This is a genomic window from Sphingomonas chlorellae, from assembly GCF_056485145.1.
Map to the genome: position 1 here is coordinate 177,800 of NZ_JBQXXM010000002.1, position 23,470 is coordinate 201,269.

Annotated in this window: 22 protein-coding genes; 8 read left to right on the forward strand and 14 right to left on the reverse strand. The window is 70.3% G+C overall.

Features of this window, described 5'->3' with window-relative positions; all coding sequences use genetic code 11:
- Positions 1 to 6 precede the first annotated feature (6 nt).
- Positions 7 to 666, forward strand: a complete 660-nt coding sequence (locus ACT3CF_RS07225) for a NifU family protein (RefSeq protein ID WP_478421565.1) — start codon at positions 7 to 9, stop codon at positions 664 to 666.
- A gap of 30 nt (positions 667 to 696) precedes the next feature.
- Here ACT3CF_RS07225 and fixJ read toward each other — a convergent pair whose 3' ends face one another.
- Together fixJ and ACT3CF_RS07235 are read right to left on the reverse strand one after the other, a co-directional pair.
- Positions 697 to 1,308 carry a response regulator FixJ gene (fixJ, locus tag ACT3CF_RS07230; protein ID WP_478421566.1) on the reverse strand — a complete coding sequence of 204 codons (612 nt, stop codon included), beginning with the start codon at positions 1,306 to 1,308 and terminating at the stop codon, positions 697 to 699.
- The gene (locus tag ACT3CF_RS07235; RefSeq protein ID WP_478421568.1) at positions 1,298 to 2,821 is read right to left on the reverse strand and encodes a PAS domain S-box protein; all 1,524 of its coding nucleotides are present in this window, start codon (positions 2,819 to 2,821) and stop codon (positions 1,298 to 1,300) included. Before ACT3CF_RS07235 ends, fixJ begins: the two co-directional genes overlap by 11 nt.
- A 119-nt stretch (positions 2,822 to 2,940) precedes the next feature.
- Here ACT3CF_RS07235 and ACT3CF_RS07240 point away from each other — a divergent pair, with 119 nt between their 5' ends.
- Both ACT3CF_RS07240 and ACT3CF_RS07245 read left to right on the forward strand, forming a co-directional pair.
- Positions 2,941 to 3,630 (forward strand): alternative oxidase, encoded by a 690-nt coding sequence (locus ACT3CF_RS07240; RefSeq protein WP_478421569.1) that lies wholly within the window; start codon positions 2,941 to 2,943, stop codon positions 3,628 to 3,630.
- A gap of 54 nt (positions 3,631 to 3,684) precedes the next feature.
- Positions 3,685 to 4,068 carry a response regulator transcription factor gene (locus tag ACT3CF_RS07245; protein WP_478421571.1) on the forward strand — a complete coding sequence of 128 codons (384 nt, stop codon included), beginning with the start codon at positions 3,685 to 3,687 and terminating at the stop codon, positions 4,066 to 4,068.
- A 14-nt stretch (positions 4,069 to 4,082) separates the two neighbouring features.
- Here ACT3CF_RS07245 and ACT3CF_RS07250 read toward each other — a convergent pair whose 3' ends face one another.
- Positions 4,083 to 4,580: a hypothetical protein gene (locus ACT3CF_RS07250; protein WP_478421572.1), complete on the reverse strand. Its 498-nt coding sequence runs from the start codon at positions 4,578 to 4,580 to the stop codon at positions 4,083 to 4,085.
- Positions 4,581 to 4,664: 84 nt separating this feature from the next.
- On the opposite strand from ACT3CF_RS07250, the gene ACT3CF_RS07255 reads away from it, so the two are divergent.
- Positions 4,665 to 5,393: a Crp/Fnr family transcriptional regulator gene (locus tag ACT3CF_RS07255; RefSeq protein WP_478421573.1), complete on the forward strand. Its 729-nt coding sequence runs from the start codon at positions 4,665 to 4,667 to the stop codon at positions 5,391 to 5,393.
- Positions 5,394 to 5,514: 121 nt separating this feature from the next.
- On the forward strand, positions 5,515 to 6,600 hold the full coding sequence (gene nirK, locus ACT3CF_RS07260) for a copper-containing nitrite reductase (RefSeq protein WP_478421575.1): 1,086 nt from the start codon (positions 5,515 to 5,517) through the stop codon (positions 6,598 to 6,600).
- 347 nt (positions 6,601 to 6,947) lie between these two features.
- Here the strand turns inward: nirK and ACT3CF_RS07265 are convergent, their stop codons facing one another.
- Positions 6,948 to 7,415: a pseudoazurin gene (locus ACT3CF_RS07265; RefSeq protein ID WP_478421576.1), complete on the reverse strand. Its 468-nt coding sequence runs from the start codon at positions 7,413 to 7,415 to the stop codon at positions 6,948 to 6,950.
- A 185-nt stretch (positions 7,416 to 7,600) separates the two neighbouring features.
- On the opposite strand from ACT3CF_RS07265, the gene ACT3CF_RS07270 reads away from it, so the two are divergent.
- Together ACT3CF_RS07270 and ACT3CF_RS07275 are read left to right on the forward strand one after the other, a co-directional pair.
- Complete coding sequence (locus ACT3CF_RS07270) at positions 7,601 to 9,880, forward strand: adenosylcobalamin-dependent ribonucleoside-diphosphate reductase (protein ID WP_478421578.1); 2,280 nt, start codon at positions 7,601 to 7,603, stop codon at positions 9,878 to 9,880.
- Between the two features lie 5 nt (positions 9,881 to 9,885).
- Positions 9,886 to 11,277 (forward strand): alginate export family protein, encoded by a 1,392-nt coding sequence (locus ACT3CF_RS07275; RefSeq protein ID WP_478421580.1) that lies wholly within the window; start codon positions 9,886 to 9,888, stop codon positions 11,275 to 11,277.
- Between the two features lie 232 nt (positions 11,278 to 11,509).
- Here the strand turns inward: ACT3CF_RS07275 and ACT3CF_RS07280 are convergent, their stop codons facing one another.
- The 9 genes from ACT3CF_RS07280 to ACT3CF_RS07320 all read right to left on the reverse strand — a co-directional run bounded on the left by ACT3CF_RS07280 (position 11,510) and on the right by ACT3CF_RS07320 (position 21,367).
- Entirely contained in the window at positions 11,510 to 11,974 is a 465-nt protein-coding gene (locus ACT3CF_RS07280) for a hypothetical protein (protein WP_478421581.1), read from the reverse strand.
- A gap of 5 nt (positions 11,975 to 11,979) precedes the next feature.
- Complete coding sequence (locus ACT3CF_RS07285) at positions 11,980 to 12,165, reverse strand: hypothetical protein (RefSeq protein ID WP_478421583.1); 186 nt, start codon at positions 12,163 to 12,165, stop codon at positions 11,980 to 11,982.
- Positions 12,166 to 12,167: 2 nt separating this feature from the next.
- Positions 12,168 to 12,362, reverse strand: a complete 195-nt coding sequence (locus ACT3CF_RS07290; protein WP_478421584.1) for a DUF4238 domain-containing protein — start codon at positions 12,360 to 12,362, stop codon at positions 12,168 to 12,170.
- 283 nt (positions 12,363 to 12,645) lie between these two features.
- Complete coding sequence (locus ACT3CF_RS07295) at positions 12,646 to 13,803, reverse strand: PepSY-associated TM helix domain-containing protein (protein WP_478421585.1); 1,158 nt, start codon at positions 13,801 to 13,803, stop codon at positions 12,646 to 12,648.
- An 18-nt stretch (positions 13,804 to 13,821) separates the two neighbouring features.
- Complete coding sequence (locus tag ACT3CF_RS07300; protein ID WP_478421586.1) at positions 13,822 to 15,918, reverse strand: TonB-dependent receptor; 2,097 nt, start codon at positions 15,916 to 15,918, stop codon at positions 13,822 to 13,824.
- Positions 15,919 to 16,089: 171 nt separating this feature from the next.
- Entirely contained in the window at positions 16,090 to 16,932 is an 843-nt protein-coding gene (locus ACT3CF_RS07305; protein ID WP_478421587.1) for a DUF6671 family protein, read from the reverse strand.
- Positions 16,929 to 17,315 carry a P-II family nitrogen regulator gene (locus ACT3CF_RS07310; RefSeq protein WP_478421588.1) on the reverse strand — a complete coding sequence of 129 codons (387 nt, stop codon included), beginning with the start codon at positions 17,313 to 17,315 and terminating at the stop codon, positions 16,929 to 16,931. Before ACT3CF_RS07310 ends, ACT3CF_RS07305 begins: the two co-directional genes overlap by 4 nt.
- 24 nt (positions 17,316 to 17,339) lie before the next feature.
- Positions 17,340 to 19,976 carry a putative inorganic carbon transporter subunit DabA gene (locus ACT3CF_RS07315; protein WP_478421589.1) on the reverse strand — a complete coding sequence of 879 codons (2,637 nt, stop codon included), beginning with the start codon at positions 19,974 to 19,976 and terminating at the stop codon, positions 17,340 to 17,342.
- Positions 19,973 to 21,367, reverse strand: a complete 1,395-nt coding sequence (locus tag ACT3CF_RS07320; RefSeq protein WP_478421590.1) for a proton-conducting transporter transmembrane domain-containing protein — start codon at positions 21,365 to 21,367, stop codon at positions 19,973 to 19,975. The genes ACT3CF_RS07315 and ACT3CF_RS07320 overlap by 4 nt, the downstream gene beginning before the upstream one ends.
- Before the next feature lie 105 nt (positions 21,368 to 21,472).
- On the opposite strand from ACT3CF_RS07320, the gene ACT3CF_RS07325 reads away from it, so the two are divergent.
- Complete coding sequence (locus ACT3CF_RS07325; protein WP_478421591.1) at positions 21,473 to 22,336, forward strand: LysR substrate-binding domain-containing protein; 864 nt, start codon at positions 21,473 to 21,475, stop codon at positions 22,334 to 22,336.
- 15 nt (positions 22,337 to 22,351) lie between these two features.
- Here ACT3CF_RS07325 and pyrC read toward each other — a convergent pair whose 3' ends face one another.
- Positions 22,352 to 23,428: a dihydroorotase gene (gene pyrC, locus ACT3CF_RS07330; RefSeq protein ID WP_478421592.1), complete on the reverse strand. Its 1,077-nt coding sequence runs from the start codon at positions 23,426 to 23,428 to the stop codon at positions 22,352 to 22,354.
- Positions 23,429 to 23,470 lie beyond the last annotated feature (42 nt).

Consider the following 23,470-nt stretch of genomic DNA (forward strand, 5'->3'; position numbering starts at 1 on the left):
GCCGGCATGACCCCGATCGAGTTCGAATCCACGCCCAACCCCGACGCGCTGCGCGTGCGGGCGCCGGGGGTCGGCGCGCCCGGCGCGCCGCGCAGTTTTCTGGCCGGAACGCGGGTCGCCGACCCGCTTGCGGCGGCGCTGCTGGACGTGCCCGGGCTCGTCCGCGTGATGATCGCGCGCGATTTCTTGACGGTCATACGGCGCAGTTCGAAGGACGAATGGGCCCCGATCCGCGCAAAAGTCGCGCTGATCCTTGCCGATGCGGGCGAAAAAGCCGCCGTTGGCGAGACGCCGATGACGGACCCCCTTTTGTCGACTGCACCGCAGCATGAAAGGGGCGAGATCGAGGCGCAGATCGAGCAGGTGCTCGACCGCTGGGTCCGCCCGCTGCTCGCGGCCGACGGCGGCGAGGCGGTGCTCGTCCGCTTCGATCCCGAGGACGGCACCGCCTGGGTGCGGATGGAAGGCGCGTGCGGCGGCTGCCCGTCGGGCGCGATCACGCTCAAGCGCGGGATCGAGCAGGCGATCCGCCGCTGGGTTCCCGAAGTCACCGCCGTCCGGGCGGCCAAGGCCGACGATGCCGACGAGGACGACGACCTCCCCCGCGACCCCCGCGCGCGCTTCCGCGCCTGGATCGCCGCCAAATGGGGCGGCCGAAAGGATTGAGGGCCGAGCCGAAGCCGGCGGCCGGCAAGTTCAGGCGAGGCGGGCGATCATCACCATGCGGACGAGTTCGGAGAGCGTGCGCGCGCCGAGCTTGGTCATCACATTGGCGCGATAGACCTCGACCGTCCGCGCGCTGATGTCGAGATCATAGGCGATCACCTTGTTCGCCTTGCCCTCGATCAGCCCCTCCATTACCTCGCGTTCGCGGCCCGACAGCGTTGCGATCCGCGCGACGATCTGGTCGCGCTCGACCGCGATCTGGTCGCGGTCCTGCTGCTTGGCGAGCGCGGCGCGAACCGCGAGCAGGATCGCCTCGTCGCTGAACGGCTTTTCGATGAAGTCCGACACCCCGGCATGGAGCGCCTGGATCGCCATCGGCACGTCGGCATGGCCGGTGATGACGATCACCGGATCGGGCACGCCCATCGCCTTGAGCTTGTTGAGCAGTTCCATCCCCGACATTTCGGGCATGCGGACATCGGTGATGATGCAGCCATGCACCATGTCGGGCACGGCGCGCAGGAAATGGACGGCCGATTCATAGGTGCGCGTGGCGATTCCCGAACATTCGAGCAGGAAGGCGAGCGACCCGCGCACGCCGTCGTCGTCGTCGATCACATGAACCACCTGCTCAACCGCCATCGTACACATCCTCCCTGCCCACGCTGGGCACGGTAAAGTTGAACACCGCGCCGCCCCCGGCCGCCGGCTCTACCCAGATTCGTCCGCCATGTGCTTCCACGATCGTCCGGCAAATGGAAAGCCCCACCCCCATTCCCGTGCGCTTCGTCGTGACGAAGGGCTGGAAGAGCTGGTCGGCGACGTCGGCACGGATGCCGGGGCCGGTATCGGCCACCGTCACCAGCGCCATTTCGTCGGGGTGCGGCGTCACGCGCACGGTGAGTTCGCGCGCGCCGTCCCATTCGCCCATCGCGTCGACCGCGTTGCGGATCAGGTTGAGCAGCACCTGCTGCACCTGGACCTTGTCGACGAGCACCAGATCGACCTCGGCGCTGAGGTCGAAGCGCACGCGGATGCCGTGTTCCTTGGCGCCGACCAGCGCGAGCGCGCTCGCCTCCTCGATCAGCTTGGGCAGGCTTTCGACGCTGCGTTCGGTCTCGCCGCGCGAGACGAAGTCGCGCAGCCGCCGGATGATCTGGCCCGCGCGCAGCGCCTCCTTGCTCGCCAGCTCGACCGCCGAGGCCACCGTCTCGTGCGGGACCACCTCGCGTTCGAGCAGCATCTTGCTGCCCATCAGATAATTGCCGATCGCGCTCAGCGGCTGGTTGAGCTCGTGCGCGAGCGCCGACGCCATTTCGCCGAGCGCGGTGAGGCGCGAGACATGGACCAGCTCGGTCTGAAGCTCCTGCAGCCGCGTCTCGGTCTTTTGCCGTTCGGTCAGGTCGCGGACGAAGCCGGTGAAGAAGCGCCCCTCGGGCAGCCGCATCTCGCCCACCGCGAGTTCCATCGGAAAGGTCGAGCCGTCCTTGCGCTCCCCCACCACGACGCGCCCGACGCCGATGATCCGCCGCTCGCCCGTGCGGTAATAGCGCTGGAGATAGCCGTCATGCGCCTCGCGATAGGGCGAGGGCATCAGCATGTTGACGTTGCGCCCCGTCACCTCCTCGGCGGTCCAGCCGAACTGGCGCTCGGCGGTGTCGCTGAAGTCGCGGATCAGCCCCGCCTCGTCGATCACGATCATCGCGTCGGGCACGGTCTGAAGGATCGAGGTCAGATGCGCCTCGCGCTGCGCCAGTTCGCGCGTGCTGGCGGCGGCGCGGACGCGCACGCGCTTCAGCCACGCGCCGCCCGCCGCGATGACGGTGCCGATGAACAGGAACACCGTCACCGCGATCCAGTCGCCGAACAGCACCTGGCCGGTGAGCCCGTCGGCGAGCGTGCCGGCGAGCGCGGCGGCGACGGTGACGATCAGCGCGGGCCAGAAGCCGCCGAGCGCGCCCGCGACCACGCCGGGGACGAAAAAGATGAAGGTCGCGCGCCGTTCGAGCAGCGCGTCGAGCCCCATGCGCGCGGCAAAGCCCAGCCCGACCACGACGAGCCCGACGATCGTCGCCGTCGCCGCGTCGATCCGTTCGACGAGCAGCGGGCCCGCCCGCCCGCGCAGCGCCGGTTCGAGCGTCCGCCCTTCCGGCATCTCACTTCCGGTACGTGCCGTAGGATGAAGACCCAAGTTCCCGCCCTCCTGCGCGAAGCCTAGATTCCGGCGGAACGAAGCAAGTCGCCGAAGTGGCGCAGCGACGGAGAATTTTCAACATGATCCAGCATCTGACGCAAGCGGGCGTCCACCATCGCCCGCGCGGGGTTTCGGACCGCATCGCCTTTGGTTTCACCAAGATGCTGCGCTGGGTTGCCGACACGTTTTTCGCCAAGCGTTACGGCCATCGCGCCGTCGTTCTGGAAACCGTGGCGGCGGTGCCCGGCATGGTCGGCGCGACGATCACGCACCTGCGCTGCCTGCGCCGCATGTGCGACGACCGCGGCTGGATCCGCACGCTGATGGACGAGGCCGAGAACGAGCGGATGCACCTGATGACCTTTATCGAGGTGTGCCGGCCGACCTGGTACGAGCGCGCGGTGATCCTGGGCGTGCAATGGGTGTTCTACCTCGCCTTTTTCGCGCTGTACCTCGTCAGCCCGCGCACCGCGCACCGCGTCGTCGGCTATTTCGAGGAAGAGGCGGTCATCAGCTATACGCACTATCTCGCCGAGATCGACGAAGGGCGTTCGGCCAATGTCCCCGCCCCCGCGATCGCCCGCCGTTACTGGGGGCTGGCCGAGGATGCGACGCTGCGCGACGTGGTGCTCGTCGTCCGCGCCGACGAGGCGCATCACCGCGACGTCAATCACGGCTTTGCCAACGAACTCGCCGGGCTGCCGCAGGGCGAGGTGGCGCCGTGCCCGCCGCACGTCGCGCTGGAGCCCAACTGGAAACGCGCCGCCTGATCGCCGGCCGGCGGCGCCCGTCGCGGCGCCGCCCCTTTCCGAAGCAGAGGTGCCATGCCCCGCGCAATCATCCTTCTGGTGGACGACGACCCTGCGGTCCGATCCTCGATCGTCTTTTCGCTGGCGGTCGAGGGGTTCGACGTCGCCGCCTTTGCCAGCGCCGAGGCGATGCTGGCGGCGGGGACGGCGGGCGCCGACTGCGACTGCCTGGTGTTCGACCAGCGGCTGCCGGGGATCGACGGGCTGGCGCTGCTCCGCCGGTTGCGCGCCGGGGGCACCCGCGCGCCCGCGATCGTCATCACCAGCAACCCGTCGCCGACGCTGCGCGAACGCGTGCAGGCCGCCGGTGCGACGCTGGTCGAAAAGCCGCTGCTGTCGGGCACGCTGGCCGCGGCGATCCGCACGCTGATCGCGCCCGCACCGGGGGCGATGGCATGACCGCGCGCGCCGCATCATTGCGCCGGATAGAGTTCCGCCGCGCTTCCCGAATGGGCGGGGCCGCACGCGCAGCCCGGCCCGCGGCTCGCCGCCCGCTCGCCGGGGCGGATCGGCAGCGTCAGGTGGTTGTGGAGCGCCGCGAGCCCTTCGGGCGCATCGGGCCGGCAGCCGATCACCTGGCGCAGCCGCGTGCAGCCGCGTTCGGCGCCCAGCGCGGCCAGCGCCTCGGCAAGGCAGCGGCGGCCGGGCGCGGCGGCGTTGATCTCGATCGTCACGAAGCTGTCGATGCACAATTCGCGCGTGCCGTCGGGCGCGGCGGCGACGCGCCACGCCGCCATTCCGAGAAAGTCGCCGCCCGCGCCGCGCAGCCCGAGGATGCCGCCCGCCGCGAGCTGGGTCGCCGCGGCGGCGGCCCAGTCCTGCGGCGCGGTTTCGGGCGCGAAGGTGCGCACGAGTGCGAAGAGCGACGCGACATCGCCGGCGCCGACCGATGTTGTTGAGAAGATGGACATGACTGGCACCCCGTCTGTGTGCCCGACCGATCTAGCCGCCCCTTTCCCCCAACGCCTTGACCTGCCTCACTTCGGAGCCCGCCCATGTATCTGAGCGACAGCCCGCGTCCCGAGACCCCGCTCGACTGCGACCATCCCTGTTTCGACTGTCCCGCGCGCGCGCTGGCGGTGTGCAACGTGCTCGACACGCCGACGCTGGCCGCGTTCCGCCATGGCGGCAGCACCAAGCGGCTGGCGGCGGGCGAGCCGCTGTGCTGGGAGGGCGACGCGGCGGGCGCGGTGTTCACCGTGACGCAGGGCGTGCTGCGCCTGTCGAAACTGCTTCCCGACGGGCGGCGCCAGGTCGCGGGTTTCCTGTTTCCCGGCGACTTTCTGGGCATCACGCTGGAGGACCGCCACCCCTTTACCGCCGAGGCGGTATGCGCGGCGACGCTGTGCCGCTTTTCGCGCACGCGGTTCGACGCGTTCGTCGCGGGGCATCCCGAGATGGAGCGGCGGCTTTACGCCGTCGCGGCGGGCGAGCTGGCGGCGGCGCGCGAGCAGCTTGTCCTGCTGGGGCGCAAGACCGCGGCCGAGCGGCTGGCGAGCTTCATCCTCCAGATGATGCGCCACACCGAACAGCATGCCGAACAGCCGCCGCGCGCGTGCCTGCCGATGAGCCGGATCGACATCGCCGACTATCTGGGGCTGCGCATCGAGACGGTGAGCCGCGAGCTGGGCGGGCTGAAATCGGCGCGGCTGGTGCGGATGCTGGGCATCCACGAGCTCCAGATCCTCGACCTCGCCGGACTCGAGGCGCTGGCCGAGGGGTGATGCCGCCGAAGTGAGGCAGGTCAAATTCACCGACGCTGCCGCGCAATTGATCCGCCGCAACCGGGCGGCGCCAAGTTCTCCTATCCCGGTCGCCAACAAGTTCGAAGAAAGGGCAAAGACGATGTTCAGTAAAAAGATGCTATTGGTCGCCGGCGTCGCGATGCTGGCCATATCCGGGGCGGCGAATGCCGCGGCGCTGGACGAACAGCATGTCCATGGCGCGGCGACCGCACCGGCCGCGGCGGGTACTGCCGCCGCCGTGACGGGCGACGTGGTGCGCGACGCGACCGACCTGCCCCCGCCGATCACGCGGCGCAACCCCGAGACGGTGCGCGTCAACCTGGAGACGACCGAAGTCACCGGCAAGCTCGACGACGGCACGACCTATCATTACTGGACGTTCAACGGGAAGGTGCCGGGGCCGTTCGTCCGCGTGCGCGTGGGCGACACCGTCGAGGTGACGCTGAAGAACGCCGCCGACAGCGTGATGATGCACAATGTCGACTTCCACGCCGTGACCGGACCGGGCGGCGGCGCGGTGGCGACGATGGCGGCGCCGGGCGAGAGCAAGGGCTTTACCTTCAAGGCGCTCAATCCCGGCCTGTACGTCTATCACTGCGCGACGCCGATGGTGGCGCAGCACATCGCCAACGGCATGTACGGCATGATCCTGGTCGAGCCGGCCGAGGGGCTGCCCAAGGTCGATCACGAATTCTATGTGATGCAGGGCGAAATCTATACCGACGAGGCGCACGGCACCAAGGGCGAGCTCAACGAGAGCATCGACAAGCTGCTGGCCGAGACGCCCGAATATTATGTGTTCAACGGCGCGGCGAACGCGCTCGCCAACCGGCCGCTGAAGGCCAGGACGGGCGAGACGGTGCGCATCTTCTTCGGCGTCGGTGGGCCGAACAAGACGTCGAGCTTCCACGTCATCGGCGAGATTTTCGACCGGGCATGGCCGCTTGCCTCGATCACCTCGGCGCCGATGACCGACGTGCAGACGATCACCGTGCCGCCGGGCGGCGCCGCGATGACCGAGTTCAAGGTCGAGGTGCCGGGCAAGTTCGTGCTCGTCGACCATGCGCTGTCGCGGATGGAGCGCGGGCTGAAGGGCCTGCTCGTCGTCGAAGGCCCCGCCGACCCGGCGGTGTTCCGCCCCAACCAGGCGATCGACGCCGCGGCGGCAGCGAAGAGCGGACACTGATCCGTCCCCCCTTGCGGGGTGCGCATCGGCGGCGGATCGGGGAAGCGGGCGGAAATCAGCCCCCCGCCTCTTCCCCGATCCGCCGCTTTCCTGCGTGCGGCGGTGACGCAGGCGGCCCTGGCCGCGGTCCCGGCGCAGATGTTGCCGGGCTCCCGATCGCGGCCAGAGCATCAGCATGCCGACGCGTGCCGCGAAAATGGGCCGCCCGAAACCATGTCGGCGGTTCGGGCCGGTGGGGAATCGTTCGCATCTGAACGAGCGGCACGGAAAAGGGGCGCCGCCCGGGTTCCGGACGACGCCCCTCAACTGCGGGCGTGTGCTGCGCCCGGCCGGTTCGTGCTTGCGCCTCAATGAATGCCGGCAAGGAGCCCGTTCATCACCTGGCGGGCGCGGCCGGGGAGCGTTACCGCCTTGGCCTGGGCGAGATTGACCGGGTTGCCGACGACGACGACGCCGACCATGCCCATCGAGAAGTGCGGGTTGCACTTGAAGCCATAGACGCCGGGCTTGGTGAAGGTGACGGTGAGCGGCTTGCTCATCTGTCCCTTGAACGGCTGGGCGCCCGCGGGGAGCATGCCCGGGATGCTTTCGGCATTGTGGCCGGCATCGACGGGAACGAAGGTGACGCTCTCGCCCGGCTTGATCCGGACGACGGGGCTGTCGAACACCATCATGCCGCCGGGGCCCTGGTTGAGCATCTTGACGTTGTGCGCGCCTGCGGGCGCCGGGGCGGGCGCGCGGAGCGACAGCGCCGCCGCCGGGGCGGCAATGGCGACGGCCATGGCGGCCCCGAAAATCATCGTCGGAATACGCATCTGAAACCTCCTTGAAGGGTCGGTCGGGCGCTTGCCCGGTCGCCTGATCGGCCTAGCCCCCATCCCCGCTTTCCGGCGTGAGGCACCTCAAAAAAAGCGCGGAGAACCGCCATTTGAGGCAGGTCAAGCGCCTCGTCCCGCCCGGCCCCAAACGCATCGCGAACACGTTGCCAAAGGGGACGCAAATGCCTTTCGACAATGCGCTGGCCGAAGAGATCTGGTCGGCCAAATACCGTTTCCGGCCCGGCGCCGGCGCCGAGGATTCGGGCGGCGAGCCCGGCGTCGCGGGCGACGAGACGATCGAGGACACGATCGCGCGCGTCGCCGACGCGGTCGCATCGGTGGAGGCCGAGCCGGTGCGCGCGCGCTGGCGGGCGCGGTTCGAAACGGCGCTGACCGATTTCCGCTTCATCCCCGCCGGACGCATCCTGGCCGGCGCGGGCACGGCGCGCGCGGTGACGCTGTTCAACTGTTTCGTGATGGGGACGATCCCCGACAGCCTGGGCGGCATTTTCGAGCATCTGCGCGAGGCCGCGGTGACGATGCAGGCGGGCGGCGGCGTCGGCATGGACTTTTCGACGATCCGCCCGGCGGGAAGCCCGGTGCGCGGCGTCGGCGCGCAGGCGTCGGGACCGCTGAGCTTCATGGACTGCTGGAACGCGATGTGCCGCACGGTCGAATCGGCGGGCCAGCGGCGCGGCGCGATGATGGGGTGCCTGCGCATCGACCATCCCGATATCGAGGCGTTCATCGACGCCAAGCGCGATCCGGCGCGGCTGCGCAACTTCAACCTTTCGGTGCTCGTCACCGATGCCTTCATGCAGGCGCTGGCGGCCGATGCCGAATGGCCGCTGGTGTTCGGCGGCGTCACGCATCGCAGCGTGCCCGCGCGCGCGCTGTGGGAAAGGCTGATGCGCGCGACCTATGACACCGCCGAGCCGGGCGTGATCTTCATCGACCGCGTGAACGCCGCCAACAACCTGGCGCATTGCGAGACGATCGCGGCGAGCAACCCGTGCGGCGAGCAGATGCTGCCGCCCCATGGCGCCTGCCTGCTCGGTTCGATCAACCTCGCCCGGCTGGTCGACCGGCCGTTCGCCGCCGACGCGGCGCTCGACGAGGCGGCGCTTGGCGAGCTGACCGCGACGGCGGTGCGCTTCCTCGACAATGTGATCGACCTGTCGCGCTATCCGCTGTTCGACCAGGCGGCCGAGGCGCGCGCCAAGCGGCGCATCGGGCTGGGCATCACCGGCCTTGCCGACGCGCTGCTGTTCTGCGGTGCGGTCTATGGATCGAGCGAGGCGGTGGCGCTGACGCGCCGGTGGCTGTCGGTCATCAAGCGCGAGGCGTATCGCGCCTCGGCCCGGCTGGCCGAGGAAAAGGGCGCGTTTCCGCTGTGGGACGAGGAGATGCTCGAACGGCCCAACATCGCCTCGCTCGACGACGAGACGCGCGCGCTGATCGCGGCGCACGGGCTGCGCAACGGCTGCCTGACCTCGATCGCGCCGACGGGCACGACCTCGCTGCTGGCGGGCAATGTCTCGTCGGGGATCGAGCCGGTCTTCGCCTATGCCTATACGCGCCGCATCCGCCAGCCCGACGGGTCGACGCGCGAGCAGGCGGTCGAGGATTATGCGATGCAGGTGTGGCGGCGCGAGCGCGGCGACACGCCGCCGCCCGAGGCGCTGTTCGTCAGCGCGCAGACGCTCACCCCGTCCGACCATCTGACGATGCAGGCGGCGGCGCAAGCGCTGGTCGACAGCTCGATCTCCAAGACGGTCAACTGCCCCGAGGACATCGGCTTCGACGCCTTTGCCGACGTGTATATCGAGGGATATCATCTCGGCTGCAAAGGCCTGACCACCTATCGCCCCAATCCGGTCACGGGATCGGTGCTGAGCGTCGCCGCGCCCGAAGCAACCGCCCCCGCCGTCCCGGCGGCGGAAATCGGCGAAGCGCCGCTGGCGCCCCGCGCCGAGGCGCTGACGGGCACGACGTACAAGCTGCGCTGGCCCGACAGCGCGCACGCGGTCTATGTCACGATCAACGATGTCGAGGGCGATGCCGGGCGCCGGCCGTTCGAGATCTTCGTCAATTCGAAGAACATGGAACATTATGCCTGGACGCTGGCGCTCACGCGGATGATCTCCGCGGTGTTCCGGCGCTCGCGCGATGTCGGCTTCGTCGCCGATGAGCTGAAGGCGGTGTTCGATCCGCGCGGCGGCGCATGGATGCAGGGACGTTATGTCCCCTCGCTCCCCGCGGCGATCGGCGGCGTGATCGCGCGCCATCTGGGCGAGGCGTCCCCGGCCGACGGCGACGCCCCGCCGCCCCCGCACCTTCCCGCCGCCACGGCCACCGCAACGACCACGCCCCTCGCCTGCCCGCAATGCGGCGCGGCTTCCCTGATCCAGTCCGAAGGCTGTGCAACCTGCCTCGACTGCGGCTTTTCAAAATGTGGATGAAACCGATGACCCCGAACAATCGCAAGACCCTGATCGCCCTGCTCGGCGCCGGCACGATGCTGGCCGCGAGCCCCGCGCTGGCGCAACAACAGGCGCCGCTGCCCGGCTTCAAGCCCGATCGCACCGCCGAGGATTATTCGAGCCTGCGCGACCGGACCGACGCACTGCCGCTCGACGCGCGGATCAAGTTCGTGCCGATCGACCCCGACCGGCAGGCCTATCTGAGCCTGGGCGGCGAGATCCGCGAGCGCGCCGAGAGCCTTGACCGGCCCGCCTTCGGGATCGGCGGGCACGACCCCGAAACCTATCTGCTCCAGCGCGTGCTGGCGCATGCCGACCTGCATCTGGGCAGCGCCGTCCGCGTGTTTGCGCAGCTCGGCAGCGAAGCGGCGTTCGGCAAGCAGACGCTCGCGCTGCCCGACGAGGATCATCTCGACCTGCGCCAGCTTTTCGTCGAGGTGAAGCCGCTCGCCGCGCTCACGCTGCGGCTGGGACGGCAGGAACTGGCGTTCAACCCGGCGCAGCGCTTCGTGTCGTTCCGCGACGGCACCAACGTCCATCAGAATTTCGACGGCGGCCGCGCGACGCTGGGGCTCGGGCGGCTCAAGCTCGATGCGTTCCTCGTCCGGCCGGTGACGCTGCGCCGCGGCGTGTTCGACGATGTGAGCAACCGCCAGCAAGGGTTCGGCGGCGTCTATGGCGCCTATTCGCTGGGGCCGCAGCCGGGGGCGAGTGCCGACGCCTATTGGTTCTATCTCGATCGCGACGTCGCGAGCTTCGGCGGCGTGACCGGCGCCGAACATCGCCACAGCCTGGGGCTGCGCACCGGCGGCGCGGCGAAGGGCTGGGACTGGGACGTCGAGGGGCTGGTCCAGCGCGGCAGCTTTGCCGGCCAGTCGATCCGCGCCTGGGGGCTTTCGGCCGACCTGGGCTATACGCTCGCGACGACGATGAAGCCGCGGCTGGCGGTGCGGTTCGACTCCGGATCGGGCGACCACCATGCCGGCGACGGCAAGCTGGGCACGTTCAACCCGCTGTTCCCCAAAGGGCCCTATTTCAACGAGGCGAACGTCACCAGCTTTGCCAACCTCGTCGCGGTGCGTCCCAGCCTGCGCTTCCAGCCGGTGCGCAAGCTGACGCTCGAGGGGGCGGTGCAGTGGAAGTGGAAGGAAGCGCGCGCCGATTCGGTCTATCTCGGCCCGGCGGCGGCGCTGGCGGGGACGCGTGGCGGCCCGCAGGCGATCGGCGAGGTCTATTCGGCCGACGCCAACCTGGCGCTCGGCCGGCACTGGAGCCTGCGCGCCTATTATCTCCACCACAGCGCCGGCGACGCGATCCGCGCCGCGCACGGCAGCGCGATCGACTTCGGCATGGCGAGCGCGCAGTTCCGCTTTTAGGCGTAGGGGAATCAATGTGGAGCGACCGAAAGCGGCCCAGTTGCGCCGTTCGTCGGTCGGGCCTTCAACGACAGCTTCTGCCAGAAGCTGCCGCTCAGTCGGCGTCAAACCATCTGGCAGCAACGCGCCTCAATTTCAGTCGTTCGGGCCGCGCGCCCGCGGTCCTGAAATCTGCCGTCCGTTCATTTGGCGGTCGCGGGTCGGTTTGCGGGCGAAAACCTGCCATTCGAGTTTAACCCGCCGCCGGGCTGCGTCTCTCGAACTTGATGGCGTTTTTACAATTGATCCACGCCACCACTACGAGAATTGCAATCAGCGCCGACGACGCCGCGCCGATAATCAGCGCATTTTTGACTGTCGTTTGCGCCTTGATCAGATCTCGGCCCGCCCGTTCGACTGTTCGACGACGATCTACATCTCGGAGATAACAATCAACCCGTAAGCGATCATTCGCACTCAATTTCAAACTGTTGACCGTTGCAAGCTGTTCAAGATGCAATGCCTCCGATGATGTGAAATCACCGAAGCATTCACGCTTGCCCTCCAGCGCCACAATCCAACTTGCCGCGACAGCCTCATCTCGCCAAGCCTGCAGTCCAATGATGAACTGGCTTGTCAGAATCAACGTCAGGAGTCCAAGCAGAACACGCCTTAACCAGACCATCAGACCAGCCCCTCCTCCAAAGTTTGACGTCATTTCTCTTACATGGAGCGAGTTCCGGCAAGGAGCAGCTCGGTCAGTTGGTCGTGGAGCAAAATATTCGAGAGGTTGGAGATCAGGCTCTGCGTCTCTATTAAGCCGGGATAATGTGTGTCGAGCCATTGCTCCGACGAGGGCCAGCCCTCCGGCAAGGCAACATCGCCCTCGGCGAGGAAGTCTTTCAGCATCGCTATGCCTTTATTACGGAGATGATCGAGCACGTCGGGTTTGCGCCGACGGCATATAGGCCATCCTCATAGCCGGTATATTCTGGAGCAAGGGCATTCGCGTTGACATGGCCGTTCACGACTCTGAAGCTCTGGAGCCGACCTTGCGCGTCGCACCAGCGTCGCAGCAGGAATTGCGGGACATAATGGTGTTTCATGGCCACGCAGACTGATGCGAAACCGTCGCAATCAGAAGCATGGCTAACACGGAGTTTATCGGGAACAAGCAAACCCCGAATGTCCGCTCCTGGCAAGGCCTGACATTAGACATGTTGCTCGGGAATGGCAGAATAGCCCCAATTCCGGACAGTCAGTCGGCTCGCCAACAAAGGCTGTCTATTTGCGCACGGCCAAGTGCGTTTTCACCTGGGGCGAAGACGCTCCGCCCTTGAGCACCGCATTTTCCGAGCTGTTGGCCGAAAAAGGTCAGCTTGAAATGCCCTAGGCGAGCGAGGGGCGCGTCGTTCCGGACGGGGCGGCGCGTCGCCGGGCCGCAGCGGTTTGCCGGGCGCGCTGCTTGTGCCGGTGCCGCAGCCAGCCGGTCGCGAACAGCATCGCGGGCACCAGCCCCGACACGAACACCAGCACGCGCCCGACCATGCCGAATGCCTCGCCATTGTGGAGCGGGTGAAGCCAGTTGAGCAGCCGGTCGCCCCAGCCGTCGCGGCGCGGGTCGCGCACGGCGAGCACGCGCCCGCTGGCGGCATCGACCCAGACGCCGGTGCGCGGGAAGCGCCGGCTCGGCTCCCAGCGCTGGGCCAGCGTGATGCGATAGACGCCGCCGGTTCCCGGCGTCTCGATCCAGGCGAGCCGGGCGTCGGGAAAGACGCGCGCGGCGATGGCGGCGGCGCCGTCGGCGTCGATCGCGCGCGCGCCGCACATGCGGAACGCGGGCGCGCGATAAAGCGGGCTGACCGCGCCGATCGCCGGGCGGACCTGATCGGGAAATTCGAGCAGGATGCCGGTCGCCGTCACCAGCACGAGCAGCAGCGCGGGATAGACGCCGCAAAGATTGTGAAGGTCATAGACACGGCGTTGCGGCCCGGCATGGCGTTTCCAGCCGAGCGCGCTCGCGAGCCGCGCGCGGCGCGGCCACCACAGCGCGAGCCCGGAGCCGATGAGCAGCAACAGCCCGATCCCGATCGCGCCGACGACGCGCCCGCCCGCCGGGCCGGCGAGCAGGCGGTAATGGAGGTCGTAGAGCCAGGTCATGCCGTCGTCGCCCCATTGCGCGGTGCGAACGACGCGCAGCGACACCGGATCGACCCAGGCGAGCCGCGGCGCAAAGCCGCGTGCGGCGGCCTGGGGCGTGGCGAGATAGCGCGCGGGGATGACGCCGCCGTCGGGCGTCACCTCGATCCGCCACGCGCCGGTGCGGTCCGGATCGGCGGCGCGCAACGCGGCCTCGACCGCCGCCCAGCGCGGCGGCCGGACGCCTTGATGCGCCTGCACCGCCGGGTGCGCCGTCGCGTCGAGCCCGCGATAGGCGACGAGCGCGCTTCCCGTCAGCCCGAGCAGGACGAAGGCAAGCCCCAGCCCCAGCCCGGTCCAGCGGTGGAGCCGGGCGATCCACGGGCGCGCGGGGTGCGATCCTTCCATGATTCCGGCCCGCCCGCGTCAGAAATGCGCGGCGACCGCGCCGAACACGCTGCGCCGCTCCATCGGGGCGTGGAGCGCCTGCGTCCCGTCCCACCAGACATATTCGGCGAAGCGGTTGCCGAGATTGCGCAACTGGAGCTGGACCTCGATCGCCGGAGTCAGCCGGTAGCTCGCTTCGGCATTGACGATCAGATTGTCGCCGTAACGCCCGGTGCTGTTGGTCTTTTCGAGATAATAGCTGCCCTGCGCGCTGCCCCACAGCGACAGCCGCGCGCGCGGCGTCGCCTGCCAGGCGATCCCCGCCGAGGCGAGATAGGGCGGGACATGGTCGATCCGCTTGCCCCGCGTGTCCGGGCTGGCGGGATCGGGGGTGACGATGCGCGCCGACTGCCAGCCGATCGCGCCCCAGGCCTCGATCGTCGATGTCGGGTGCGCGGTGAACTGAAGGTCGAGCCCGCGGCGGAGCGTGGCGCCGACATTGTCATAATCGCCGCCGGGGTCGTTGAGCCGGCGCCGGACCTCGCCCGAGGCGCGCTGTTCCCAATAGGCGATGCGCGCCTCGAGCCCGTGGCCGGGCGCGAACTTGGCCCCCGCCTCCCAGCCGTCGTTGATCGAGGGGGCGAGGTCGCGCGTGCGCGGCGGCACCTTGTAGCTGCCCGCGCCGACGCCGATCTGATAGCTGCGCCCCCAATTGGCATAGAGCGTCAGTCCGGCGAGCGGCATCGCCGCGACGCTGATCTTGGGCTGTTTGATCGCGCCATAGTCGTTGGCGGCATAGCGCTGCTGCGTCAGCGCGTCGGTGAGCGTGCCGCCGACCCAGTCGATCCGCAGCGCGGGGACGAGCTTGATCCAGCGCCAGGGCTGGACGACCGCCTGGACATAGGCGCCGGTGACGTCGAGGTCGAAATCCTGATCGCGCGTCCGGCGCGTGCGCACGCGATCGGCGGTGTTCCAGCGCAGGCTGCGATTGGCCTGGTGCTGATAATCGCCGCCGGTCTCGATCGTCAGCGCATAGATGCCCGCCCATTGCGGTTGCCAGGCGAGCCGCCAGACGAGGCCGCTCTGCTGTTCGTCGGCATAGCGTTCCTGCTGCGGGACGGCCGCGCTGAAGCGGATGAAGCGGCGATCGTCGAGCGTGTTGCGATAGGCGCGCAGCACCGCCTCGACCCCGGCGGCGGGGGTGACTTCGGCATGGAGGCTGTATTCGCCGACGCGGCGCGTGCCGCCGTCGCTCGCCGAGGTCGGATAGGAGAGGCGCGGGGCGCGGCGGGCGTCGGCATCAGTCAGATAGCCGGGCTCGTCGGCATTGGCGCGATAGACGCGCGCGATGGCGCCGAGCCGCAACCCGCCGTCGGACCGCGTGTAAAACCATTTCCCGCCAACGGTCCAGCGGTCATAGCTCGCATGATCGCGATAGCCGTCGGAGCGGCGCCACGCACCGAACAGGTTCTGGCTGAACCCGTCGCGGGTGAGCGCGACGGCGGCCTGACCCTCGACCGTCCGGTCGCTGCCATAGCCGAGCCGCGCGTCGAGCCCGTTGCCGCCGGTGCGCGTGTCGATTTCGGCGCTGCCGCCGATCGCGTGGAGCCCCCAGCGCGGGTCGCTGGTGCCGCGAACCGTCTCGATCGACGCGATATTGAGAGGAAAGATCACGTCGATGAACGGCATGTTGCCGTCATTGGCGTTGCTGGGGATGCCGTCGATCAGCAGCTTGACGGCGTTGACCTCGCCCTCGCCGTTGAACCCGCGCAGCGAGAACTTGCCCGAGGTCGTGCCCTGGTTGAAGCTGGTGAGCGCGACGCCGGGCATCCGGCCGAGCAATTGCCAGGCATTGTCGACATTCTCGCGCGCGATCACGTCGCCGCCGAGCCGGTCGACCGAGGTGAGCGCCGGCGCGTCGCTGGCGCTCAGGCGCCGCCCGGTGACGACGATCTCGCCCAGGCTGAGCGTCGCGTCCTGGCCGTCGGGACCGGCGGCGGGCGCCGTCGCCCCCGCCCCCGCTGCCGCGCCCGCCGCGCCTGCCGGGCGCGTGTCGTCGGCGCACGCCGGGAGCGCGCAAAACGCCATCGCCGCGGCGCCAGCACAGGCCGCGGCCCGCAAGGAAGCGGACTGCATCGATCAAACCCCTATGGTTGCCGGAACCGTCGTCCGGCCCCGATCCCGCCCGCCGGCGGCCGCAAACGGCACCGCGGGCATGACGCTCCTTCGCGCAGACGGGGCGTCGCCCACAACTTCGGTAGCGAGCCTAGGGTGATCTACCAATGGCGGGGAACGGGCGGCGGGGCGTCAGGGATTGCAGGTGGCGCAATGCCCCGGTTCGGCCCGGCGATCGGGATCGATGCAGCGCGCCGAAAGGTGCCCGCACCCGACACAGCGACAGGTTTCGACCCATGCCTCGATCGTCGGATCGCCGCAGGCGGCACAGGGGCGGCCGGGCAGATAGCGCGGCGTCCAGTCGGGATAGCCGCATTGCGGACAGCGCGCGAGCAGCCGGCGGACGAGATCGGTGGTCGCGACCGCGATCGCCCGCATCCGCACCGGGTTGCGGTGCGCGCGCATGTCGGTTTCGAGCCACGCGGCGCCCGCCGCCGCGAGCAGCGGCGCGACCGCGGCGTCGAGCGCGGCGGCGTCGGCAATCCCCTTGGCGACTACCGGGCCGTCGCTGCCGTGCATCACCACCACCGCCTGATCGGGAAAGCCGACCTGCGCGGTGAAACGGGCGATGTCGTCGGCATCGCGCACCTCGGTCTGCGCGAAATTGGTGTGGGTGGTGAGGTCGCGCCCCACCACCGCGCGCCCGCCGGCACGTTCGACCAGCGCGACCATCTCGTAGCCCGAGGGGAGGAACGGGATCTGCGGATGCGGGCCGAACGCGCCCTCGCTCGCCACCGCGAAATCGGCCTCGGGCACCAGCGCCAGCGCCGCCTTTGCCTTGGCGAGCAGCGCGTCGTGCTGGCTGCCCGCGCGCGCGACGTCGCGGGTGAAGGTGCCGAAGCGATCGGTGTCGAGCGGCGGCACGGGCAGGAACTCCAGGCCGAGATCGGCGAGCGGCGGTTCGATCACGCGCGCCTTGCCGTGCATCGTCGCCACCACCGCGCGCCGCCCGGCAAGCGCAAAGCCGCCGGTCACCGCGCGACGGCCGCCTTTGCGCCGGCCGCGGCGGCGTTGCCCGATTGCGCGAAATAGTCCGAACGCATCACCGCGACATCGGACAGGAAGGTCACGCCCGGCCGGTGCGCGAACAGCCGCGCGAGCCCGCGCGCCGCCTCGGCCACCGCACCCGCATCGGCGACGCCGATGAACATCAGGAGCCCGCTCTGGTCGTTGAAGATCGTGCGCCCCTGATGAAAGCCGCGGTGCCCCATCCCCGCGACGTCGCGCAGCATCGTCCAGCCGCCGACGCCCGCGGCGGCGAGCAGTTGCTCGACGGCCTGGCGATCCTCGGCATGGACGACGATCTCGATCTTGCGGAACTGGGAGAGCGGCAGGCCGGTATCGGCGGGATGGGTCATGGTCGGGTTCCTTGTTCTGAGGGTTCAGCGGACGTCGGGGGGCGAGAGATCGGCGGCTGCTGCTGCTGCGTCGAGGTCGGGAGTCGCGCCCGCGGCATCGTCGCGGCGCCAGCGCAGCGCGCGGCCGGTTTCGGGGTCGATCACGACGAGCGTGACCCAGCCGTTGCCGAACAACCGGGCGAGCAGGTCGTTGGCGGTGACGACCGCCTCGACGCGCTCGAACGGGGCGAGCACGACGGTGAGCAGCCGCTGGGGGACGTGATAGGGGGTGCCGTCGTCGGCGAAGAGCGACTGGCGCGGCAGGCCGATGCGCAGGTCGCCGCCATTGCCCTGGATCACGCCGATCCCGCCGAGCACGTTCTGCGTCGTCTTGTCGCCCGAGCCATAGGCATGGTTGTCGAGCGTCGAGAACAGATACTGGCCGTTGATCCACTGGGCGACGACCATCGGTGCGGCGAGGATCGTCGCGAGCGCGGTTCCGTCGGGGTCACGCCGCCAGTCATAGCTGTGCAGGAAGGCGCGGCCGTCGAGGTCGAGTGCGCGCGTCAGCCAGCGCGGCCCGGCGATGAACGCGGCGTTGCGCGCCAGCCCCCATTCGGGTCGCACCTCGCCCCAATGCACCGATCCGGTGAGCAGATCGTCGGGCGCGCGGCCCAGCGTCGCGGCGCGCCGCCGCCGGTTGGCGGTGCCCGCGCGCGCCAGCGCCGCGGTGAGCGTGCGGAGATCGGCCCGGTGGCCGGCCGGCAGCCGGTCGCGATCGAAGATCGTCACCGCATCGGTGGTGGTATTGTGTTCGGCCGCGACGAACAGGCTCGTCTCGGGCACGACGATCCCGCGTTCGGCGAGCCCGGCGCGCACCGCAGGATCGTTGAGCATCGCGGCAAGGATGCGCGCATTCGCGCCCCCGGCATGGCCGCCGCACGCACCGCAATCGAGCGCGGCGGCATAGGGGTTGTTCACCGCCTGGGCGCCGTGGCCGACAAGCACCACCAGCCGCGCGGTCGGCGTCGCCAGCCCGGTCAGCCGGAACAGCGCCTCGGCATAGCCGACCTTTTCGGCGAGCGTGAACGGCGCCGCGGGGATGTCGGCGGCGTGATCGTGCGCGGCATGGTCGTGCGGCGCCGCGCCATGGACGGCGCAGCCCGCGCCGGCGCCGCCGAGCGTCGGGGCAACCACCGCGTCCCGCGCGGGCGACAGCCGTGACCCGAGCCGATGGACGAGCCGCGGCGCGAGCGTGCGCGCGGCCATCATCAGCCCGGCGAGCGGCCCCACCGCCTCGGCCGTGGCAAAGGCGGTGGCGGGGCCGCGCTTCGCCGCGTCGAGCAGCGCGGCGGTGCGCCGGCTGCGTGCTTCTGCCCCCAGCAGCCGCGCGGCGGCGGCCTCGTGCCCCGGCGCGGGCGCCTCGCGCACGTCGTGCTGCGGCGCGAGCAGCACCGGCAGCATCCGCCGCCGCCCGTCGCCGCCCAGCGGGTGCAGCGCGATCGGCACGCCGAAGAAACCGGCATAGCCGAGCGTTTCGTACCGCCCCTCGGCCTCGATCGCGCGGCGGAAGGGTTCGGAGCGCACGTCGATGCAGAAGACGAGCTGGGCGTCGGGCGGTGCCGCGGCGGCTTCGGTCGCGGCACCGCTGCGCGCCGCCGCCTGGAGCCGAGGCGCGAGCGCGTTGGCATAGCTCCATTCGGTCGCGAGCATGAACATCGCCGAGAGCGCGCCGTCGTCGAAAGCCGTCACCGCCGCCAGCGCGTCGGCGTCGATCGCCTCGACCGCCACGCCGAAATGCGTCGCCAGCGCGCCCGCAACGGCGGCGGGTTGCGGCCTGGCGGGCGCCGGGGCGGGCGCACAGGCCCCGGCGCGATCGAGCAGCAGCCACAGCGCGAGCAGATCCGCCATCGTCGCCGGCGTCGCGGCGGTGAGCGCGGCGTCGGCATGCGCCTCGCGCCAGCGGATATGTCCCGCCCAGCCGGGCAGCCGCGCCACCAGCCGCGCCAGATGGTCGACCGGATCGGCGATGCGCGGGGCGAGCGCGACGAGCGCCTCGGCGATCGCGTCGAGCGGGTCGCGCGGGACGTGAAGCAGCAGTTCGGCCCCCGCCGCGCCTGTGAGCGCGCCGAAATCGGGATCATGCGCCGCCAGCGCGAGCACCGCCGGATAGAGGCCAGCGTCGCGATTGGGCATCGCACTGGCCGCCATGCCCGATTCGAAGAATGCCGCGCACCATTTGGCGACGAAGGCCGCGTCGGGCGCAATCGGCGCGGGCGCGGCGGGCGCATCGGCGGCGGGGAGCGCGCACAGCCGCGCCATCAGCAGGTCGAGCCGCGTCACGCCCGGCGCGGCCGCGACGAACGCGCGTCCGATCCCGCCGAGCCGGCCGATCGCGACGTCGCGCAGCACGCGCGCGTCGATCGCCCCCCGGTCCATCAGCGTCCGCCACTGGCCGAGCGGCAGCCCGGCCGCGGCGCCGAAACGGCGCGCCGCTTCCGCCACGCCCTGTTCGAAGGGCAGATGTTCGAACCCCGACAGCGGATTGACCGCGATGGCGCTTTCGAGCGGCCAGAGCGGTGCGACGGTGCGCGCCGCCAGCGCGACCATGCCCGCGACCTCGCTGCGGCTGGGCCGCGGATCGGCGTCGGCCCGGGCCTGGATGGGGGCGATCATGTTCATTTGCGGTCTCCCGAAAGCGCGGGCGTCAGCGCCCCCGCGTTGAGCAGGCGGACATAGAGCGGCGTGGGCAGCGCCCGGCCGCGGCCGAGGCGATGTTGCTGCCACGCCCAGCCGCCCAGAAAGGCGGCGAGGATCGCGACCAGCGACCAGCCGGGGAGCAGCGCGGGGCCGTCCGGCCCGGCTGCGGCATGGGCAAGCGCCAGTCCGCCGATCTGGAGCAGCGCGAGCAGCGCCAGTCCGGCGACAAGGCCCAGCCGCTCGCGCAGCGGCAGCGGCGGGCGCAGGCTGGCGGCGAGCGTCGCGAGCCCGGTCGCGGTGGCGAGCAGCAGCGGCACGAGGCTGCCCGCCCCCTGCCCGCCGCGCGCGGGGACCAGCGCGAGCGCGACGCCGAGCGTGCCGAGCGCGATCAGCAGCGGCAGCGCGGTGCCGAACGGCGCCGGGCGCGGCCCGGGGCGCATCCCCACCGCCGATCCCGAACCAAGGAACAGCCACGCCTTGAACAGCCCGTGCGCGACGAGGTGCCACAGCGCGGCGGCATAGGCGCCCAGCCCGCAGCTCATGATCATGAACCCCATCTGCGACACGGTCGACCCGGCCAGCGCGCGCTTGATGTCGGGGCGCACCATCATCACGCCGATGCCATAGATGGCGGCGACCAGCCCGACCGCGACGGCGGCGAGCCGCACCGCAGGCGCAGCCTCGAGCACCGGGGCGAAGCGGATGAGCAGGAAGCCGCCGGCGTTGACCAGCCCGGCATGCATCAGCGCCGATACCGGGGTCGGCGCCGTCATCGACGAAAGCAGCCACCCGGCAAAGGGCGGCAGCGCGCAGCGCACCGCGGCGGCGACCAGCAGCAGCGCGGCAACCAGCGCCGCCTGTGCGCCCGAAAGCTGCGGCACGGCGGCGAGCGCGCCGGCAAGGTCGATCCGGCCGGTCCACCAGCCGAGCAGCGCGAGCGCGGCGACGAGCGCGGTGTCGCCGATCAGGAAGGCGGCGGCGGCGCGACGGCGGGCGGCCCGGGCCTCGGCCCAGTCGCGGCCATGGCCGATCAGCCGCGCGAGCAACAGCCCGCTTGCGCACCAGCCGAGTGCAAAGCCGATCAGCCCGGCGGCAAGGACGAAGGCCAGCACCGCGCCGACGAGCAGGGCCATCGTGCCGAAGAACGCGCCGCTGCGCGGATCGGCGCGCATGTAGCGGCGCGAGAAAGTGGCGACGATCGCCGCGACGAACAGCGTCAGGGCGCCGATCGTCGCGGCGATGCCCCGTGCGCTGCCGTCGCTCACCAGGGGGAGCCTGAGCGTGGCCAGCGGCACGAGGGGAAGCGCGATCCAGAAGAGCGCAGCCACTCCGCTTCCCGCCGCGCGGCGGGAAGGATCGATTGTCAGCGTCATGCAATGTCCCTTTCGGGGCGCGCTATGCCGCGCTGGCAATGATTGCAGAAACGAGTTATCGAAATGCCATATATTGACGTTTCAAATGATAGGCAGGCCGCCGCGATGCCCGGTGTTCGCAACCTCGACCTCGATCTGCTCCGCGCGTTCGTCACGATCGCGGAAACCGGCAGCTTTACGCGCGCCGGCGACCGGCTGGGCCGGACGCAGTCGACCGTCAGCCTTCAGGTCAAGCGGCTCGAGGAATTGCTGGGCCGGACGGTGTTCGTGCGCACGCCGCGCAGCCTGCATCTGACGCCCGACGGCGAGCGGCTGCTCGGCCCGGCGCGCCAGTTGCTGCGGCTCAACGACGCCGCCGTCGCCGAGCTGTTCGAACCCGAAATGGCGGGGCGCGTGCGGCTGGGCGTGCCCGAGGATTTCGCGACCGCGCACCTGCCCGCGGTGCTTGCCGCCTTTGCCAAGGCGCATCCGCGCGTCGAACTGGAGGTGACGTGCGACCTCACGCTCAACCTGGTGGAGAAATTCCACGCCGCGGCGTTCGACCTGGTGCTCGTCAAGCGCGAGCCGTCGGCGGCGTTGGAGGGCGTGCGGGTGTGGCGCGAGCCGCTGGTGTGGGTGGCGCGCGACCGGCTTGCCGCGACCGAGCTCGACACGGTGCCGCTCGTCTGCTCGCCCGAGCCCTGCGTCTATCGCAAGCGCGCGATCGACGCGCTGGAGGCGGTGGGGCGCAAGTGGCGCGTCGCCTATACCTCGACGAGCCTCGCGGGCAGCCAGTCGGCGGTCAATGCGGGGCTGGGCATCACCGTGCTGCCGCGCGCGATGGTGCCCGCCTATCTGACGCCGATCACCGACGATCCGGACCTGCCGCCGCTCTATGACACCGAGATCGCGCTGATCGAGGCCCCGGGCCTGTCGGCGACCGCACGGCGACTGGCGCAGCATATCGTCGCCGCGCTCGAACGCGGTTGAAGTCGGCGCGCGGCGTCAGTCGTCGACCACCCCGTCGAACGACCAGTCGAGCGTCGTCCCGGCGTGATAGGGGACGACCGGCGTCCCGCCCAGCGTCAGCGTCTGTGGCACCGCATGCGCGCGGCGGACCAGCCGGACGCGGCGCGAATTGACCGGCAGCCCGTAAAAGGCCGGGCCGTGCAGCGCGGCAAACCCCTCGAACCGGTCGAGCGCGCCTTCCTCGTCGAACACGGTGGCATAGGCTTCGAGCGCGACGGGCGCGTTGAAGATGCCCGCGCAGCCGCAGCCGCTTTCCTTCGCCGTCACCGCGTGCGGCGCCGAATCGGTGCCGAGGAAGAATTTGGCCGAACCCGAGGTCGCGGCGCGGCGCAGCGCCAGCCGGTGCGTCTCGCGCTTGGCGACGGGCAGGCAATAGAAATGCGGGCGGATGCCGCCGGCGAACATCGCGTTGCGGTTGATCTGAAGATGGTGCGGCGTGATCGTCGCGGCGACATTGGCGGGCGCGGCCTCGACAAAGGCGACCGCCTCGGCGGTGGTGATATGCTCGAACACCAGCTTGAGCGCCGGGAAGCGCTCGAGCGTCGGGATCAGCACGCGCGCGATGAACGCCGCCTCGCGGTCGAAAATGTCGATCGCGGGGTCGGTGACCTCGCCATGGACGAGCAACGGCATCCCGATCGCCTGCATCCGTTCGAGCACCGGCGCGATCCGCGCGATGTCGGTGACGCCGTGCTGCGAATTGGTGGTCGCGTTGGCGGGATAGAGCTTGCACGCCGTCACCACCCCTTCGGCAAAGCCGCGCGCGACGTCGTCGGCATCCGACTGGTCGGTCAGGTAAAGCGTCATCAGCGGCTCGAACCGCGTGTCGCCGGGCAGCGCGGCGCGGATGCGGTCGCGATAGGCGACGGCCTCAGCAGTGGTCCGCACCGGCGGCGCCAGGTTGGGCATCACGATGGCGCGGGCGAACTGGCGCGCGGTCCAGCCGGCGATGTCGGCGAGCATCGCGCCGTCGCGCAGATGGACGTGCCAGTCGTCGGGCTGGCGGATCAGGATCTGGTCGGGGCTGGTTGCGGCGGGGCTGGCTTCGGACATGGCGCCCTGATGCCCCAGCCGGGGCCGCCGCGACAAGCGCTA

Bases quoted from the DNA above. Each gene is read 5' to 3' on its own strand.
- ACT3CF_RS07225 (WP_478421565.1), top strand. From the start codon at position 7: ATGACCCCGATCGAGTTCGAATCCACGCCCAACCCCGACGCGCTGCGC.
- fixJ (WP_478421566.1), bottom strand. From the start codon at position 1,308: ATGGCGGTTGAGCAGGTGGTTCATGTGATCGACGACGACGACGGCGTG.
- ACT3CF_RS07235 (WP_478421568.1), bottom strand. From the start codon at position 2,821: ATGCCGGAAGGGCGGACGCTCGAACCGGCGCTGCGCGGGCGGGCGGGC.
- ACT3CF_RS07240 (WP_478421569.1), top strand. From the start codon at position 2,941: ATGATCCAGCATCTGACGCAAGCGGGCGTCCACCATCGCCCGCGCGGG.
- ACT3CF_RS07245 (WP_478421571.1), top strand. From the start codon at position 3,685: ATGCCCCGCGCAATCATCCTTCTGGTGGACGACGACCCTGCGGTCCGA.
- ACT3CF_RS07250 (WP_478421572.1), bottom strand. From the start codon at position 4,580: ATGTCCATCTTCTCAACAACATCGGTCGGCGCCGGCGATGTCGCGTCG.
- ACT3CF_RS07255 (WP_478421573.1), top strand. From the start codon at position 4,665: ATGTATCTGAGCGACAGCCCGCGTCCCGAGACCCCGCTCGACTGCGAC.
- nirK (WP_478421575.1), top strand. From the start codon at position 5,515: ATGTTCAGTAAAAAGATGCTATTGGTCGCCGGCGTCGCGATGCTGGCC.
- ACT3CF_RS07265 (WP_478421576.1), bottom strand. From the start codon at position 7,415: ATGCGTATTCCGACGATGATTTTCGGGGCCGCCATGGCCGTCGCCATT.
- ACT3CF_RS07270 (WP_478421578.1), top strand. From the start codon at position 7,601: ATGCCTTTCGACAATGCGCTGGCCGAAGAGATCTGGTCGGCCAAATAC.
- ACT3CF_RS07275 (WP_478421580.1), top strand. From the start codon at position 9,886: ATGACCCCGAACAATCGCAAGACCCTGATCGCCCTGCTCGGCGCCGGC.
- ACT3CF_RS07280 (WP_478421581.1), bottom strand. From the start codon at position 11,974: ATGACGTCAAACTTTGGAGGAGGGGCTGGTCTGATGGTCTGGTTAAGG.
- ACT3CF_RS07285 (WP_478421583.1), bottom strand. From the start codon at position 12,165: ATGCTGAAAGACTTCCTCGCCGAGGGCGATGTTGCCTTGCCGGAGGGC.
- ACT3CF_RS07290 (WP_478421584.1), bottom strand. From the start codon at position 12,362: ATGAAACACCATTATGTCCCGCAATTCCTGCTGCGACGCTGGTGCGAC.
- ACT3CF_RS07295 (WP_478421585.1), bottom strand. From the start codon at position 13,803: ATGGAAGGATCGCACCCCGCGCGCCCGTGGATCGCCCGGCTCCACCGC.
- ACT3CF_RS07300 (WP_478421586.1), bottom strand. From the start codon at position 15,918: ATGCAGTCCGCTTCCTTGCGGGCCGCGGCCTGTGCTGGCGCCGCGGCG.
- ACT3CF_RS07310 (WP_478421588.1), bottom strand. From the start codon at position 17,315: ATGACCCATCCCGCCGATACCGGCCTGCCGCTCTCCCAGTTCCGCAAG.
- ACT3CF_RS07315 (WP_478421589.1), bottom strand. From the start codon at position 19,976: ATGAACATGATCGCCCCCATCCAGGCCCGGGCCGACGCCGATCCGCGG.
- ACT3CF_RS07320 (WP_478421590.1), bottom strand. From the start codon at position 21,367: ATGACGCTGACAATCGATCCTTCCCGCCGCGCGGCGGGAAGCGGAGTG.
- ACT3CF_RS07325 (WP_478421591.1), top strand. From the start codon at position 21,473: ATGCCCGGTGTTCGCAACCTCGACCTCGATCTGCTCCGCGCGTTCGTC.
- pyrC (WP_478421592.1), bottom strand. From the start codon at position 23,428: ATGTCCGAAGCCAGCCCCGCCGCAACCAGCCCCGACCAGATCCTGATC.